This is a genomic window from Pseudomonas sp. FG43, assembly GCF_057809175.1.
The window spans coordinates 141,651-158,734 of record NZ_JBMDJL010000004.1; the positions used below are offsets into that span (position 1 = coordinate 141,651).

A 17,084-nucleotide genomic window follows, 5' to 3' on the forward strand; every position below is an offset into this window, starting at 1 on the left:
TGATCGGCAGCAAGGAGGCTCGCCATGACCAAATCAGTCGATAAAGGCCAAGCGTTACCCTCCTCCCCGGCTACGTGCTCTGCACCTGGCGGCTAGATTTAAGATCGCCGAGTCACCTTGGGCCAATGAATAGTGGACACGAGTCCAGTTTTTTAATTATCTTTACGTTTACGTAAAGGTAATTGGCAAAAGCCATACTCCCCTTTTCGCGGACAGATCTGTGCATATCCCACTACAAAGATAAAAGGGAGCGCCATGAATCACCTCAGCTACGCTCGCGGGCGGCAGGACACGACTCTTTTTGCTATGCCGATTGGCGATGCATTCGATGCCACCGTTTCCAGGTTCCCGGCTCAAGAAGCATTGGTGGTCACGCATCAGGGGCTGCGCTACACGTGGAGGGAGCTGGCTGAAGCTGTCAACCTTCACGCTCGTGCCCTCTTGGCCCTCGGTATAAAGAGTGGTGACCGACTGGGCATATGGGCACCAAATTGCGCAGAGTGGTGCATTACTCAATTTGCCAGCGCCAAAATTGGCGCGATTTTAGTGAATATCAATCCTGCCTATCGCACCAGCGAGCTGGAGTATGTGCTCCGACAGTCGGGTTGTAGCTGGGTAGTTTGTGCGGGGGCATTTAAGTCGTCTGACTATCACGCCATGTTGCACGAGCTTCTCCCCCAACTGGCCAGCGCTGATGTGGGGTTGCTGAGCAGCGATATTCTGCCAGATCTCCTAGGTGTGATTAGCTTGGCGGCACACCCGCCAGCAGGGTTTCTTTCCTGGTCTGCCTTGCAGCAACTTGGATTGGGTATAGAGTCCAGTGCGCTCGTTGAGCGCCAGTCAAGTCTCCAGTTCGATGACCCAATCAATATCCAGTACACGTCCGGAACCACTGGTTTTCCAAAGGGAGCCACCCTTAGCCATTACAACGTCCTCAACAATGGCTTCATGGTGGGTGAAAGCCTTGGCCTAAACGAACACGATCGTATGGTGATACCCGTTCCGCTCTACCACTGCTTCGGTATGGTGATGGGAAACCTGGGGTGCTTGACCCACGGTACAACGATGATCTACCCGTCCGATGCCTTTGACCCGTTGATGACCCTCCAGGTAGTTGAAGAGGAAAAGGCTACTGTTCTCTATGGCGTTCCAACTATGTTCATTGCGGAACTGGATCACCCTCAACGGAAGGAGTTTGACCTGTCCAGCTTGCGTACCGGGATCATGGCTGGAGCCACCTGCCCGATCGAGGTAATGCGCAAGGTCATCAGATACATGCACATGAGCGAGGTTCAAATCGCCTACGGCATGACCGAAACGAGCCCGGTTTCCTTGCAGACAGGCCCCAGAGACGAGCTTGATTTAAGAGTCACTACAGTTGGTCGTACTCAACCTCACCTGGAAAGCAAAATCATCGATGACAGTGGACGAATAGTCCCTCGGGGAGTCATAGGCGAACTCTGCACACGTGGATACAGCGTAATGCTTGGCTACTGGAACAATCCGCAAGGAACGTGCGAGGTGGTTGATAGTGCCCGCTGGATGCACACCGGCGATCTTGCCTTGATGGATGAAGCTGGCTATGTCCGCATCGTTGGTCGCAGTAAAGAAATGATCATCAGAGGGGGCGAGAACATTTACCCGCGCGAACTCGAAGAGTTCTTTTTCTCTCACCCTGCAATCGCAGACGTGCAAGTGATAGGTATCCCCTGCAATAAGTACGGCGAAGAAATTGTCGCCTGGATAAAGTTTCACCCCGAGCATTCAGCCAGTGAGGATGAGTTGCGGGCTTGGGCCAAAGCGCGAATTGCCCATTTCAAGGTGCCGCGATTCTTCCGATTCGTAGATACATTCCCGATGACCGTAACTGGAAAGATCCAGAAATTTCGCATGCGTGAAATCAGTATTCTAGAAATAAATCTGGCTGGATAGTTGCCCGCAAACGGCTTCCCGCTAACCACTACAGGACGTTTTTAATGGCTACCGCTCTGAACCTTAACTGACCTCTCTGTATTGTGACTCGATTTGTCAGACTCACCTGGCTACCCGAACGAAACTGACCCGAGCCCGATGCGGGCGCAGAGAGAACCACCCACGTGGTGTCAGTTCTCCGTCATGCACTATGTCTCAATGTTCCACCCAGTAGGCCAATGCTGCAGCAAGATCGGTCATCGCCATTGCTGTTCCCGGGCAGGAACGGTCGCCCAGGCCGAACGGGAAATAGGTACCGCCCAGTCAATGACGGATAGGGCAATTCGGATTGGCTTCCGCCTCGCTGCGGCCAGATGAGTTCAGCCCTTGCTCAGGGCCTTTTTCAGGGAGTTGTCATTTGCCTTCCAGGCCGGAACCCTTGATGAGCATAATACCCGAGATAATCTTTCTCAGAGCTCCTGATCCCGAACCGAAGCTTTTCATTTACCAGCTTGGCTTCATTGTCGCCAAGCATCCCGGCAACCCTTCGTTCTGCTGTTTGCACCCAGTTAAGCAGGCTCCGTCAGACACTACCTTAAACACGGATTGTCCCCTCCTTCTGGTCATCGAGTACCGTATAGACCTCTTGGGAAATCAGCCCTAAAGCTCACCGAAAAACGGCCGTTACCCTGTATTCAACCCTCACTCACGGAAGCAGTGACATGCAAATAACCAACAGTCCGTTGCCCGTACTAACCCCTGGTGGTACTCGGCCGTCTACTCCCCTACCCGCTTCTCCTACTCCGCCGCCGCCACTGACCGATGAGCAAAAAGCAGCATTGGAAAAGCTCAGGTATCAGTTGCAAAACCCGACCAACCCTCTGGTTACGGTGACACCGGTGAAAACCTCGCTGATCGACGAAGTGGTTTAATTCGTTGCGACAAGGGAGTTCAGGAGGTTATTTTTAAAATAACCTCCATTCTGGTTAGCAACCGTCTACATTGCCGCACTGAATCCAGCCACGAATCAACGTCCCCTTGGCAGTTTTATATACAATCGAAATCCATCCGGCCTCAACGGCTTCTTGTGTAACCCTGTCTCCTGCAACAAGATACATGCGACTCATGTCGGCTAGCACAGGCGAGTTATATAAAAAAGATTTTTTGTTGACGACCAAAGTCACAGGTGCTTCGGCACTCCACCTTTTGTAAGTTTCTGATTTAAGCTTGGAAATAACCGCATTTTCACTCTTGTACGGAAACAGATATACAACTTCTTTATAGTCATTTCCTAAAATATCACCACCCTCACCAAAATACCTGGAAAGCTTCTCATCCTTGGTGTAGCTATTAGGGCTCTTTTTGTAAGCATGAACAGAATAGTAGTCTCCAGAATATTTGATTCCCGTATCGGACCTGATCTCGACACCATGTATCACAAAAAGCTCTTTTTCAGGTCCTTGCTCTGCGTTAGCTAAAAAAGCTGCTTTGACTTCGCCGGTGTCTGCTAAAAAAGGCAACTGCCCAATCAGGTTTCTGTCACCGGTGTTGCAGTTAAAGAAATTAACATCGACTCCTAACTGTTCACCCGCGCTGGTATCTCCCGCATCCTCATCAATAGGGACGAGATCAAAAGTAATGACTCCGTTTTCAACAGATATTGACCGAAATGCTTTGCCTTCAAGCACCTCGCAGGAAAATGCGTTGAATGAACACATGACACAGAAAATAGCCAGAACTTTTTTGAATGTCCTCATATGATTCACTTGGTAGCCAGTAACGTAGTTTACTCACAACCTCATGCGAGTGCCATAGAACACTTACAAGCGCGCACCACCACAGACAAAGTAAAAATATGAGTAAAGGATGCAATATCAGCTACTTTTTCCGCACTTTGATAGATTCTTAAGTTGTGTCCATGAGTGCTCTTGATGAAACGACAGCACTGCATTTCACTTGAAAACAAATATTAGATATCCGGTAAAAGACGATCTAGATAGCCAGAGCGCTCCAGGCTCATTTTTGCTCCGCAGTTATTCATGGTGGTTAAATAAGCAGGTTGCGCCACCTCAATTTCAAACGCTTCAAGTGCACAGTTACTATCGCGCAATTTTAACCATGCACGCTGTGACTCTTTCAGTTTTGTAGCAAAGTCACCCCCTATTTTCGGATCCGCCTCGTACTGATTTTTTATTCGGGCCATGAGTTCTTTATAGCTAGAATTCAAACGTGCATCTGCTGAGTCTCTTGCTGATTTCGCACAGGCATCAACCTCTTGACTGACAGTGCTTTCAATGCACTCTGCTTTTGCGGGTGGAAGGCAGAACGAACCTAGCAGTAAAAAAGGAATTATGGTTTTCTTCATGACTGTCTCTCGCTTTTTAAAGGGAGAGTGTCGAGACTGACAAGCCCTTTATTTTATATACCAAGGGCTCGCAAAAGCATAAAAACCTCACAAGCCCCTGACATGTAATAACTTGCTTATTTTTTTAGATCTGGGCACTCCAAATCCTTTATCTCCGCACCTTTTATAGGAATAGTGCAAACATGTAGCTCATCTTCGCTCAGTGCAAGTGGAGTGACATTCAAATTAAAGTGAATTCCGTCAGGCAAAAATGTGATTTTTTCAAATGAGGCATAACTCACATCGGTCATTAGCGATTTTGAGCCGTAGCTACAAAACTTCTTATCGCCGAGTATAGACCAGTTCTTAGCAGGATCTAATGTCTGAACGATTAGACAAGGTGATCCATACTCTTTTATATATCTAACAACTATATCTCCCTGGCGAGCCGACTCTATTTTAGAGGCCTTGCCATAGTCGACACCCCATGACAATCCTGAAAAAGCAAACAACGAGCAGAAAGCAACAAATTTTAAATTTTTAAGCATCATTTACTCCAGATAACCAACTCGCTTATTAAATCTATCAGCAGGAACGTTTGCCCAATTTCCCGAGTTAACCATTACAGCTTTGAAAGACGCATAATTATTTTCAACAAAATAACGCTGCAAAAGCGCTCGTGAACTGGTCGTGTAATCTCCGCGATAAATTAAATCTACAACCATATCTTGAATTTTAGGATTTATAGACTCCCAAGTCAACGCCCCATAAGCCTCAACAGTGTCTTCTTTTCCTGAGATTTCAATAACACGTTTTTTCATAAACTCGTAAACAGGAATAAACAAATCATACTGCTGCTTCCTCGTTATGAATGTCTTTTTGATTTCATCACTGGCATTATTTAAGTAGTTCCTGGCGGAAACCCCGCTCAATCCTTTTGAGCCTATAAGCCAGCTAAGTAGAGGTTCTTTGATGCCCACCGCAGCAAGGTCACTCTCAGGGCTCGGTCTTTGTCCTAAATCATATCCTCTACCAATTGTTATTCCAGAAGCACCTCCTGGCCAGTGAACCTTACGACTGAAGTACATGTGCAGTGGATTTGCAGGATCCTCTAAGTCATTACCTTCTACATCGAAAGTTAGCTGCCCTCTTTCGACTTTCAGCCATTTCAAATCATTGTCATCACTCAGAGCCAGCACATTGTCGAGGAAGCCAACCGGATGAAAATGCCAAACCAACCCCGAATTTATCGCAGCCTTCCCAGACAACTCATCCCAAAAAACATACTTATCAATACGCTCTTTCTCATGCTTAAGCGTTTTCGGTGATGTCTCCAGCAGCGCATCCAGTTTGCTCCACTTCGCTGAGCCGGATTTGTCCTTCCACTCCGTCGGATGATAAGCAATCAGCTTCGACCACTGATCTCTCGTCTCCTTGTTTTTCAAGGCTTCGGACAGTTCGTCAGAAGTGACTTCTTTATCATTGTTCTTATCAATTTTGGCGAACAAATCCTTGAAGAATGGCGGCATATCATCGGGATCGAGAAACCCGTCGGCTGTGGCATTGGCTTCTTCGACAATCTGAAAGCCCAGCTTTTCCCAGTCATGCTGGGTGATCAGTTGCGCGCCTGTTTTTTTCACCAGGCCGGTAAGCGTTTGGTTGTCATCAACGACGCTGACTTCGTACCAGTCTTCGTTGTTCTCCTTAATGACGGGAGCCTTGGCCAGATCGATGGCATGTTGTTTCTTGAGCGGAGCCGTCTCGGTGGCAGAAGCTTTTACCTTGAGCTTTGCGTCTTTCGCCAGGTAAAGATACTGCTTGCCTGCTTTCAAGCCTGCGACGTTCTTGAGGAATTCCTTGACCTCTGCCTCGGCGGTGAAAATCTCGACGTGGACCTGGTGCTTGCTGCTTACACCACCGTCTTCACCGGTAAGGTTTTCGGTCAGCCCCAGATAGCCAATGGGATCACCAGCCTTGATGCCTGTACTGGCCGTCTCAACCGAGTCAAAACTGCCAGGGGTCAAGGATGTCCACTCGACCACTTTGTAATCTGCCTCGTTTTCCACACATATCCAAAAGCTTGGCGGTATGGTCCCTGCACCAGCGACTTCGCCACTGACCAAGGTGCATTTCGCCATTCTGCGGAGTTTGCCCCCCACGTTGAGAGTCAGAACCTCTTTGCTCTCGAACTCTACGATACTGGTGGCGTTGAGTTGGATGCTGTACTTGTCTCCCGCTGGCTGGCCGTTTTGTGGATTCGCCGGATCCTTGTACAGATCAAGCTTGATGGCCGCAGTCGCTTTTACCTTACCTTGCCAATAGTTTGGTCGCAGACGCTCAACGATCTTGTCCGCCGTCCAGATGTTGTCGCCACCGGAGTTTTTGTAAGGTGCATCGTTCTTCTTGTAGGCGAACCAGATTTCATCGCCTACGTTACGTGTCGTACTTGAGCCACTTTTTACCGACCCGACAAGAATCTTGCCCTTGGCGTAGACCTCCACTCCTTCGCTGGCCTGATCAATAATCTCCAGCCTTGTCCCTTTCTTGATCAAGCCATAAGACTGGGCACCCTCTGCCCAGCGAGCCTTGTCATAGGCCTTGTAATCACCAACGTTCATCGTAACGACTGGCTTTGGTGTTTCTTCCGGGGCTAGCGGGTAGCGGGCGTAAGGCAACAGATGCATGTACAAACTGTAGAAGTTCAGCTTGTTCTGCTTGCCTTTATTCGGCCCTTCCTCGGGGTTTGGCGCTGATTTGAATTCGTGGCGCACCAGGCAGAAAGAGTTGGAATACTTCAGCTTCTTCTCGTTGTCACCGAAGGTCGATTCCAGGTAATCCTGGTTCAAGCGGTAAGCGACGACCTCACCATCGGCCATGCAGCGTACCGGTTCATTCAGCACGCACTGTGGTGCACTTTTATCGGAAATATGAATGCCACCGTGCCAGAACCTGTTGCTACCCAGCAGATAATGGCCTGATGTTTCGCCTTCCAGTACCTTGTAGATTTCTTCCGCATCGGTGAACTGCTTACCGTCTGCTTTACGGAATGGGTAGTGGAAATTCATCAATGGCGCTGGCCCGGCAGGCGCAGGAGTGGGAGTCGGCGCAGCAGCAGGCGCTGGAGTAGTTCCTGTCCTGAACTCTTCCTTAGCCCTCAGGAATTTCGTGGCAACGGGCCAATAATAACTGGGAGGTTTCGGACCGAATACTGTTTTGGCAGGTCCGCTGCTCGTCTGCGCGCCAAAAAAATGCCCAGCGTTAGTTGCAGAATTGAAGTCTTCAACAATGCCAGTATGAAAGAGCGGGCTGCTACCAGTCTGATGAGCAGTTGCATTGATCCACAGTACAATGTCGCCACGTTTTACATCTTGCGGCAACACGGTCGTATAGTAAGTCGAGTTGTTCATCACTCGCGTATCTTCATACGGAATGTTGTAGCCAGCGCCTTTCAGTAGCAGATTGACCATGTGGGAGCAATCAATTTGCTTTTTCCCATTGACGACGGTGGAGCCATCACCGCCCATTTTATAAACATAATCACCGCCGGTGTAGTTGCCTTTTAAGTCAAGTGGTTCTGTCATTTCTACACCCTGTAATTAATAGCAGCTGCTGTCCATAGGAATGTCAGCGACTTGCGCCTTCAGGCGCTGCGCGTTAGCAGCAGCAGTTTCATTCCCTTTATCAGCGGCCAAACGATAACAAGCCATTGCTCTGGACACATCCCTGGCGGAAAACTCACCTTGTTCAAAGGCGTAGCCCAAGTAATTGGTAGCGTCGACAGACCCCATGGAGGCTGCTCGTATCAGCTCTTTCTCGGCAAGATCAGGATGCTGGCATGCGCCATCGGCAGATGTACTGTTACCGTAACAATAAAAGGTCGATAAAGCTGCGGCGCCATCAGCCATCGTGGTCGCCGCAGCTTTTAGCAGTGCTTCAACCTTTGTAGTCTCCAGCTGGGGTGCCATCCCAGAGAGACTCAAACTGGCAGCCTCCAGGCTGGCCTGAGGGTCCCCGGAAGCAGCCGCACATGTGTAGTTTTCCAGTGCGGCTTCAAAGAGTTCTGCTGTTAATCGATACTGCTCTCCGCCAGCGAGGTTGGCGTAAGATCTGGCACGTTGATAACAGTGGGTCTCGGCACGGTTCATGCCCACTTTTTCTGATGCAGAAAGATCTTTTTCACGAATAGACCAATCTTCCATACCGTCAAGCACCCAGCATGCCTTGTGAGTGAAGTTGAATACTTTGATGTTGCTATTGCCTGCACGCTTATCGATAACATTGACATGCATGTCGTCAATCTTTTCAATCTCTACACCGTCCACTTGACTCAAGGGAATCGGATTCATTAACGGAAACGCCACACGTGAATTCGGAACCTCAGTGGTTTGAGGCTCAAATGAGTCCGATTCCTTGGCAGACTTCAATGCCGTGACCTTTATCGACCCGGCTGTAAGCTTCTGCTGCACTTCAGGAGCGTTGGAAAACGCATTGAGGAATGTACTGAAGTCATCAGATGGACATTCATTTGCACTTGCGATGCCATGAAACAGGTTTAATCCTGAGGTTGCAAAAAACATTAAAGCCCATGAGCATTTCTTTTTTGAAGCACGATTCATATCAGTCACTCAGAAAACACAAAAAAAGCTTTCGGCTTAACCTTCTCAGGCGGCGCATTCACCAATGCCTGATCCATCAGACTCCCCGCCTTGTCCTTATCCGCCGCCCCCGGCAGCACAGGCGGCTTGATTCCGATCCCGGTGCCCGAGCCTGCCGAGCCGCCGGCATTGATCTTCACCACTGGCCCAACCACCGTGATGCCGCCGCCATCGAGCTTGATAAAGCTCCCTCCTCCCAGCGCGGTCAGCTCCGTGCCGGCCTCGATGACTATCTTGTCACCAGCCTTGAGGTGGATCTCTCTGCCTGCACTGGTCAACTGCGCCGTGCCGAGCTTCACATGCTGGTTCTGGCCGATGGTCAGATGATCGTCCATCCGTGCTTCCACCTTGCGGTCGCTCAGGGTGGTGCGGTGTTCTTCGGCCTTGAGTTCGGTGTAGGTATTCTTCTCTACAGTGTCGTGGCGTTCGTTGCCGACGCGAATTTTCTGGTCATGCTCGATGTTTTCATCCCAGTTGCGCTGGGCATGGATGTAGATCTGTTCGGCGCCTTTCTTGTCTTCGATGCGCAGCTCGTTGTATCCGCCCCCACCCGGAGAGCTGAGAGTCTTGAAGACGGTGCGGGTTTTATTGGCAGGCAGCGCGTAGGGAACCTGATTTTCCTTGTGATACAGGCAGCCGCTCACCAACGGTTGGTCGGGGTCACCTTCCAAAAAGGTGACGAGGACTTCCATACCGATGCGCGGTATGGAGATGGCACCATAGCGGTCACCGGCCCAGGCACTTGAAACACGCAGCCAGCAGCTGGTTTTGTCGTCAGCCTGGCCTTCTCGATCCCAGTGGAATTGCACTTTCACCCGACCGTACTGGTCGCAGTGGATTTCCTCACCTTTGGGGCCGGTGACAATGGCGGTCTGGGTGCCAAAGACGCGGGGTTTGGGGTGTTCCAGCGCCGGGCGATAGAACACGGCCCACGGGGTCGCGAGAAAGCGGTTGCGGTAGCCCTGGTGGAAATCATCCTTGTTGTCGGTGGTGTCGCTGGTTACCGACTCTTCCAACACTTGCGGCTGTTTGCCTTCGTGGAAGATCTCAGTCAGCAGCCACAGGTCATTCCACTCGGTACGAGGGTGATCGGAGATTTCCAGGAAGTGACCGCTGGTGAGGGTTGTCTGGTCGCCCCAGCCTTCGGCTTGCTGATAGTCGGTGCGATGACGCTCCAGTGCGCGCTGACTGAGGAATTTACCCCGTGCGCGGTCCAGGAAACGACCTGGGTAGTCGTAGTCTTCCAGATCCGGCTCGGTGCTTTCTTCGGAGGGCTTGTAGGCGGCTTCGAGTTGAAAGCCGGGTTTCTCGAAATCGTAATCACGTCTGGTAACACGACTGGTGCGGGTTTCCAGACGCAGTTTGAAGCCCTTGATCACCGGCTCGTCAGCAACCATGCCGCTGCCTTGAACATAGGCGGTAGGCTGGCCAAGCTTGGGGAATACGGTCTGGTCGTCACCGAATACCAGCAGATGAGCCTGTTTGCTGTGCTGGAAGTGGTAATGAATACCCTCCTCTTCGCACAGACGCTGGATAAAGTGCAGGTCGGTTTCGTCGTACTGCACGCAATACTCGCGGTCCGGGCATGGCTGGCTGAGCTGGAAACTGTAGGCGTTGCCCTTGATGCCGTGCTCTTCCAGGATCAGCGCGATGATTTTCGGCGCTGACATTTGCTGGTAGATACGCTGATTGGTGCGGTGATGCAGGTATTGCAGTTGCGGTACCAGAGAAACGGTGTAACGAGTCAAGCGCTTGCCTGCATCGCCCTGGGCTGCGCGGTAGATCTGGCCATGGATGCCACTGCCTTGCGGATCGAGCGCCAGGAATGCCTGCTTGTGCAGGAGTTTCTCCAGGTCCAGATCAGGGTTTTCGCTGACAAGTTCCAGGTCGAAACGAAAGGCCTGGCTGATGCCTTCGGTACCAGTAAACGACAGCACTTGCAGATCGCCTTCGTAATCTTCGATGGTCAGGCTGAAGTGCGTTTCGTTAGAAGGGTTGAACATTGTTTGCTCCCTGTTCGGTAGTCATCCGTTACGCCAATGCATCAGGCGCTGCTTCCAGGACGAGGTGGCAGCGAAAGCGTCACGCAATTGTCTGGCGGTGATCGTTCGATCTCCGACATCGAAAGCCAGCGCTGAGCGCAAGGCTGGCCAGCAGTGTTTCGGCAGGTTCTTTGGTGCTTGCAGCCCCCGGTCAAGACGCTCGTCACGGGCCTGGGTCGAGGGCAAACGGCGAAACGGGTGTTTGCCTCCCGCCAGCTCGAAGATCACACAGGCCACACCATAAACATCGGCACGGGCTGACAGTGGCTGGCCTTCGAGTAATTCCGGGGCAGCGTAGCCTGGGGTCCAGGCATGAAAGCGCTCGCGACTCAGGTGCGGCAGGCCGGGAAGGATACCCTCCTCTGCTTGGCCAAGGCCAAAGTCGAACAGGCGTACGCCCTCTTCGCTGACCATGACATTGCTCGGTTTCATATCACCATGCAGCACGCCGTGAGCATGGGAATAGGCCAATGCGTCGAGCAGCGGCAGCGTGATGTCGCGTAATTCTTTCCACGGCAGGCCCAGAGGCCGCTCGCAGAGTAATTTGTCCAGGGTCAGCCCACGCATGAGTTCCATGGTGATGAAGGCCCGCTGACAGTCAGTGTCCACTTCAAAGTTATGCAGGCGCAGTACGTTGTCGTGGCGCAAGCGTCGGGTCAGGGCGTACTCGCTGTAAAGCAAGGCGCTGGCATCCGGCGACTCGGCGAATTCTTCGCTGAGGACTTTCAGCGCTATATAAGGATCGGGATCGCCGAACTGCTCGCTCAGCAAATCCCGTGCGCGGTAGACCAGGCCCATGCCACCGGCACCGAGCAAACGCTCGATACGGTAACGACCTGCCAGCAGATCGGGCATCTCCGAGATGCTGGCACGGGTCGGCGCCGGCGCAGCTTCTGCCTTGTGCGACTGGGCGAAGGCAAAGTAGGTCAGATTGCTGTCCTGCTCCTCGCTCACCAGCAAGTCATCGATCGGGCGCATGAGTTCAGTCATTGGCGGATTACCACGGCCGTCAGGTTGTCCCGTGCCGAACCACGCAGGGCACCATCGAACAGGCGCTCCAGCGCAATCTGTGGCGCAGTCAGGCTCAAGGCATTGCCGAGTGCATCACTGCTGAGCCCTTGATACAAGCCATCGCTGCAAAGCAGAAAGGTATCGCCGGGATATACCTCAAGCTCCAGCACATCCAGAGTCAACTGCTCGGCAGCCCCGACCGCACGGGTCAAAGCATGTGCGCCGGGATAGGCCCTGGCCTGTTCAACGCTCATTTTCTGCTCGTCGATCAGTTGTTGTTGCAGTGAATGGTCCCTGGACAGCTGATACAAACGTTGACCGCGCCACAGATAGCAGCGGCTATCGCCCGCCCAGATGCAGGCTGCACGATTACCTTCCACCAGCAACGCCACCACGGTGCTGCCCATGATGCTGTCGTGGTGTCCGGCGGTGACAGTCAACTCTTGCCCCAAACGGCGGTTGAGCCAGTGCAGGCACTGGCGAATGCCCTTGAGTCGTTCGTTGAAATCATTCTGCACCGGCAATTCTGCCAGGCTGGCGACGATCAACTGGCTGGCTATATCGCCACCCTGATGACCGCCCATGCCGTCCGCGACCACCCACAGCCCATGCTGTGGGGAGTCCAGGAAAGCATCTTCGTTGCGCGCCCGAACCTTGCCGGCATCGGTGCGCGCAGCACTGCGCCATGGGCTGGCTACCAGCATCAGAGCTGCACCGGCATACGGAAGGTGCGCAGTACACCCATGTCGAACGGGTTCGGCGTACGCTGGCTGGTCAGCAAGTAGTTGGCGCGCAGGCCACCCACGTCAGCCTTGAGCACCAACACATCGCGCCCGGTCAGGTATTCGGTCTGCATCAGGTCGAACAGACGGAACAGCGACCATGGGCCAGTGTTCTTCTCGATACCCAGCGGGCGGCCGACCATTCTGTCGAGTACCAGACTGGTACGACCGTCTTCAGCATCGGTTGGCCACTTGAACGCTACCGGTACGATCGGGCCGTGGCGATATTCGATGGTCTTGTTACCCAGTTTGAACTCGGAACGGCTGACTGCCGGGTCCAGGGTGTAAGGCTCCAGCTTGAACTGCACTTGCGGCTCGGCCGGGTTGTCAGCGAAGAAGCTCTGACGGATGACCAGTGCAGAGGCCATCTGGTCGAGGTAGACCTTGGAGACCGGCAGGCTGTAGCCATCGACAGTGCGCATGCGGTAGTTACCCGGATCACCACTGACGAACGGACGCATGTAGCTGTCGAAGAAACGATCGGCAATGCCCTGAGCCTTGAAGAACTCACGGAAGTCACTGATCGCCACGTCGCTGGCGCTATGGGCATTGAACGGATAACGCTGGTTGATTGCTTTGCCGTAGAAGCTGTACAGCTCATTCTGATAGCGCTGGTTCAGGTACTGATAGGAATCACGCAGTACCAGACGCCAGGTGTCTTCAGCCAACACGTTAAACCACACGCCTACCGGACGTGGCAGGCGGTTGGATGCCGTGCGCAGGTTGCTCAGCGCATCGCGCTGACCACCCATGCGGGTCTTGGCCAGTTCAAATGCGGCCTGATCTGGCGAGCTGGAGCGCGCCAGACTGGCCATCTGCATTTGCAGTTCGTTGAGCGCCGACAGGGCTGGCGTCAGGTCAGCAGTCGGGCCGTTGTTGTCATCCAGCAAACGGTGCAGCGGCTCGAAGCGGCTTTGCAGGGATTTGCGTGCAGTGTCCGGCAGCTTTTTCGCCAGGGCATCAGATGCCTTGCCGGCCGCTGCGGCCGCTACCTGGCCGAGTTTTCCACCCTTTTCTGCCAGTTGTGCTGCTGCATCGGTGGCTTCTTCCGCCGTTTCCGCGACCACCGGGAACCGGGTGTTTTCGCGTACTTCCACCAGCATCTGGAGGATTGGTGAGTTGGCCGAAGTCAGGCCTGCCAGTTGTTCGGCACCCTCGCCAAAATCGTTGATCGCCGGCAACTGAACCTGACCGACCGCTTCGCCCCAATAGTTGGCGTAGTCGCGGAAATACAATTGCTCCAGTTCAACCATCAGGCGGCGCAAGTCCATGCTGCTCAGGCCTGTGCCTTCACCCAGTACCCAGTTGTCGCGCAGGATATCGGTGACCAGCATCGAGCCTTGCACCGAGAAGTACTGTTGGTAGCCCTGCTGGGTGTAGAACCCGGGGATCACATAGTCGGTGCCAACAAACAGCGAGCCCTGTGGGCCGAGGTGCTGGTCCAGACGGTATTCCGGCAAGTTGCGGGCCTGCTCGCGCAGCATCCGGTAGACCACGTTGGCCAGAGACTCGCTGCGCAGGATCTGACGCGCCTGAGCAACCAGTTGGTCGTTAAGCGGATAGATGAACGGCTGCTTGAGCAAGCGCTCGAAGTGGCTGTTCAGACCGTTCTGCACTGCGGTGTTACCGCTGTAACGCTGGGACCATTCGGCTGCGACCCAATCCTTGAGCCACTGTTCGTCGCGGCGATCCTTCATGTTCAGCATCAGGTACGCACGCAGGCTGTTGAGCAGGCGATCACGGTCCTTGGTATTGGCACGAACCTGCCCTTCCAGCAGGGTTGCAACCCGTGGCAGCAGTTGTTCCTCAAGCTGACGCTCGTAAGCCGCCTTGACGACCGGATTGACCTCTTCACCCTGATACAGGCCAACACGCTCGTGGTAACCCACGTCGCCTTTTTGCGGGAATACCTGCGTCGCCGCGTAGCTGGTATCGAGGCTCTTGAGCGCCGCCATGGAGTCATCGCGGGTCGTCAGAGCCGAACGCTGTTGAGTCCAGGTCTGCGCCAGATTGCGCAGGTTTTCCAGACGCTCGTAGTTGGCAGAGAAACCGCCAGCCCAAAGCACACCGAAGAGTGCCAGTGCTGCCAGAGCGCCCACGTAAAGCGCACGCTGGCCCCAATGAATGCGACTGCGTTCACGCTTGTCCAGCCCCGCAAGATCGGCTTCAGGGAAAATCACCCGGCTGAGCAAGTGGTGAATGAAGCGCGAACGACCACTGCGCAGGGTCGGCAGTATGCCGGCGTTCAGGCCAAGGTTGGCTCCGATACCCGCTGTGGTAGCGTCCATTTCCGTAGTCAGGTGCGGCGCGCTGGTCAGGTAAAAACCGCGCAACTGGCTGGCACGCTGGTAGCGGTTGCCAGTGAATGCCATGTCAACGAACAGGCACAGGCGCTCGCCGATCTGCCCCAGTTGATGCGGGAAGTCGAGGATGCGGCCACGGCGCTGGGTATCACGCTCCTGGTGCATGCGCATGATCACCTGACTGTTGAGGCGACGCAGCAGCTCTTCAAACTCGTTACGCAGCACAGCCACATCGGTGCCGATCTGGTCTTTGCGGAAGCTGGTGCCGAGTACCTGATCGCTTTCTTCGCGGGTCAGCTGGTCAAAGAACTCGTCAAAGCCCAGCAGGCTGTCCGCCTTGCTCAAGACCAGATAAACCGGCACGTCGACATGCAGTTTCTGATGCACGTCCTGCAGGCGCGCACGCACCTGGCGGGCCAGGGTTTCGAGCTGCTGTTCGCTGCCCTGAAGCAGGGTTTCCACCGGAATGGTCACCAGCACACCATTGAGCGGACGATTACGGCGACGTTTGCGCAGCAGGTCCAGCAATGTGCTCCAGGCACTGCCATCGACCTCGACGTCTGGCTGGGTCAGGTAACGGCCAGCGGTGTCGATCAGCACGCCATGATCGGCGAAGTACCAGTCGCAGTGACGGGTGCCAAGGGTGTCGCGGGTCAGTTTGCGTTCGATCTTGTTGATCGGAAACTCAAGGCCTGAAAAGTCCAACAGGCTGGTTTTGCCACTGCTCTGTGGACCAATCAGCAGGTACCACGGCAGATCACTGCGCCAGCGTTCGCTGCGGCCGCGATACAGGCTCGAAGTCTTCAGTGTTTTCAATGCGTCCTTGAAGCGCGCCTTCAGTTCTTTCTGTTCTTCGTCGATCTGTTCTTCACGGCGGAGACGGTCCTGGCCGTCTTCGCTTTCCTCCACGGCTTTCTTGCGAATACCGGCGCGCCAGCTGACGAAGACCATGGTCAGGCCCCAGATCAGGAACAGCACACTGATGGTCAGCAAGCGAGAAGTCGAGCCTTCCCAGAACTTGTAGTCATTCACGGCCAGCAATGGCCCGACGAACCACACCAATAATGCAACAAACAGCACCAGCAGCAGCGTCCAGACCCATGTCTTGCGCAGGAATGCGCCGACCTTCTTGAAAAAATTCTTCATCACACGTCCCTGATTACGGCTGCGACTGCGGTTGGACCGCGGTCTGTTCAAACGGCTGATAAGGTTGCAGAACGGTGTCGCGTTGTTCGCTCAATACCCAGGCGAAGCCGGAATACATCACGACCAGACAGACGAAAGTAAACAGCACCACCATCCACACCGGCACGATACGCACCAGGCTGCGGCGCTGATCGTTCAGGCCTTCCCAGTGGGGCGACAGTTCACGTGGCACGTCACCGCGCAATTGACGGATCTGGCGATACAAAGCGTCGCGGATGCCTTCGAGTTCGAGCATGCCGCGTGCTTGCACCCGGTACTTGCCCTCAAAACCCAGGGACAGGCACAGGTACATCAACTCCAGCATCGGCAGGTGCTTGACCGGGTTTTTCGAGAGTCGATCCAGCAACTGGAAAAACTTCTCGCCACCGAAGGTCTCGTTGTGGAAGCTGCTGAGCAGGCTCATCTGCGACCATTCGCTTTCGTTGCCCCAGGGCGTGGTCACAACCGCTTCGTCTACCACGGTACACAGCACGTAACGGGCCGCCATCACCTGGCTGCTTTCGGCGCCGTTGTGCAGAGCGCGCACTTCAAACAATTTCAGACCGGCAGTCAGTCGCTCGTTGAGCGCATACAGGTCTTCACGTGTATCGCTGTGCTTGAGCCGCACCACTTCGGACAGCAGCTCGGAACCCGCCGCCACCAGTGAGTTGAGGCTGATATTGAATGCTTCGGCCGGGCGCAGGCGTGCGGCATAGATCATGCGCTCTTCCAGTTGTTCAAAACGTGGCGGCGCAGCGAAGTCAGTCAGCGGGCTCGATGCAGGGCCCTGGCCCTGACGGTCGAGCAGGACGGTCTTGTCGTCCTGGTTGTATTCCGTGTCCTTGATCATG

12 protein-coding genes and 1 pseudogene are annotated in these 17,084 nt (G+C 53.8%); 2 read left to right on the forward strand and 11 right to left on the reverse strand.

Annotated elements, in window-relative coordinates:
• Positions 1-255: 255 nt before the first annotated feature.
• On the forward strand, positions 256-1,932 hold the full coding sequence (locus tag ACODS3_RS07000) for an AMP-binding protein (protein ID WP_489033872.1): 1,677 nt from the start codon (positions 256-258) through the stop codon (positions 1,930-1,932).
• 102 nt (positions 1,933-2,034) lie between these two features.
• Here ACODS3_RS07000 and ACODS3_RS07005 read toward each other — a convergent pair.
• A pseudogene (locus ACODS3_RS07005) lies at positions 2,035-2,229 on the reverse strand (cytochrome P450); the annotation flags it as partial.
• Positions 2,230-2,633: 404 nt separating this feature from the next.
• On the opposite strand from ACODS3_RS07005, the gene ACODS3_RS07010 reads away from it, so the two are divergent.
• Positions 2,634-2,843: a hypothetical protein gene (locus ACODS3_RS07010; RefSeq protein ID WP_489033873.1), complete on the forward strand. Its 210-nt coding sequence runs from the start codon at positions 2,634-2,636 to the stop codon at positions 2,841-2,843.
• A 54-nt stretch (positions 2,844-2,897) separates the two neighbouring features.
• Here ACODS3_RS07010 and ACODS3_RS07015 read toward each other — a convergent pair whose 3' ends face one another.
• The 10 genes from ACODS3_RS07015 to icmH form a co-directional block, all read right to left on the reverse strand.
• Positions 2,898-3,668: a hypothetical protein gene (locus tag ACODS3_RS07015; RefSeq protein ID WP_489033874.1), complete on the reverse strand. Its 771-nt coding sequence runs from the start codon at positions 3,666-3,668 to the stop codon at positions 2,898-2,900.
• Positions 3,669-3,880: 212 nt separating this feature from the next.
• Positions 3,881-4,276: a lysozyme inhibitor LprI family protein gene (locus ACODS3_RS07020; protein ID WP_489033875.1), complete on the reverse strand. Its 396-nt coding sequence runs from the start codon at positions 4,274-4,276 to the stop codon at positions 3,881-3,883.
• A gap of 116 nt (positions 4,277-4,392) precedes the next feature.
• Complete coding sequence (locus ACODS3_RS07025) at positions 4,393-4,806, reverse strand: hypothetical protein (RefSeq protein ID WP_489033876.1); 414 nt, start codon at positions 4,804-4,806, stop codon at positions 4,393-4,395.
• Positions 4,807-7,836, reverse strand: coding sequence for an EF-hand domain-containing protein (locus ACODS3_RS07030; RefSeq protein WP_489033877.1), 3,030 nt, complete (start codon positions 7,834-7,836; stop codon positions 4,807-4,809). It lies immediately after the preceding gene.
• A 15-nt stretch (positions 7,837-7,851) separates the two neighbouring features.
• On the reverse strand, positions 7,852-8,871 hold the full coding sequence (locus ACODS3_RS07035; protein ID WP_489033878.1) for a tetratricopeptide repeat protein: 1,020 nt from the start codon (positions 8,869-8,871) through the stop codon (positions 7,852-7,854).
• Positions 8,872-8,876: 5 nt separating this feature from the next.
• Positions 8,877-10,913, reverse strand: coding sequence for a type VI secretion system Vgr family protein (locus tag ACODS3_RS07040; RefSeq protein ID WP_489033879.1), 2,037 nt, complete (start codon positions 10,911-10,913; stop codon positions 8,877-8,879).
• Positions 10,914-10,934: 21 nt separating this feature from the next.
• Positions 10,935-11,942 carry a serine/threonine-protein kinase gene (locus ACODS3_RS07045; RefSeq protein ID WP_201017097.1) on the reverse strand — a complete coding sequence of 336 codons (1,008 nt, stop codon included), beginning with the start codon at positions 11,940-11,942 and terminating at the stop codon, positions 10,935-10,937.
• Positions 11,939-12,667 (reverse strand): PP2C family protein-serine/threonine phosphatase, encoded by a 729-nt coding sequence (locus tag ACODS3_RS07050; RefSeq protein WP_201017096.1) that lies wholly within the window; start codon positions 12,665-12,667, stop codon positions 11,939-11,941. The genes ACODS3_RS07045 and ACODS3_RS07050 overlap by 4 nt, the downstream gene beginning before the upstream one ends.
• Positions 12,667-16,194: a type VI secretion system membrane subunit TssM gene (gene tssM, locus ACODS3_RS07055; RefSeq protein ID WP_489033880.1), complete on the reverse strand. Its 3,528-nt coding sequence runs from the start codon at positions 16,192-16,194 to the stop codon at positions 12,667-12,669. Before tssM ends, ACODS3_RS07050 begins: the two co-directional genes overlap by 1 nt.
• Before the next feature lie 13 nt (positions 16,195-16,207).
• Positions 16,208-17,083 carry a type IVB secretion system protein IcmH/DotU gene (gene icmH / locus ACODS3_RS07060; RefSeq protein WP_201000633.1) on the reverse strand — a complete coding sequence of 292 codons (876 nt, stop codon included), beginning with the start codon at positions 17,081-17,083 and terminating at the stop codon, positions 16,208-16,210.
• Position 17,084 lies beyond the last annotated feature (1 nt).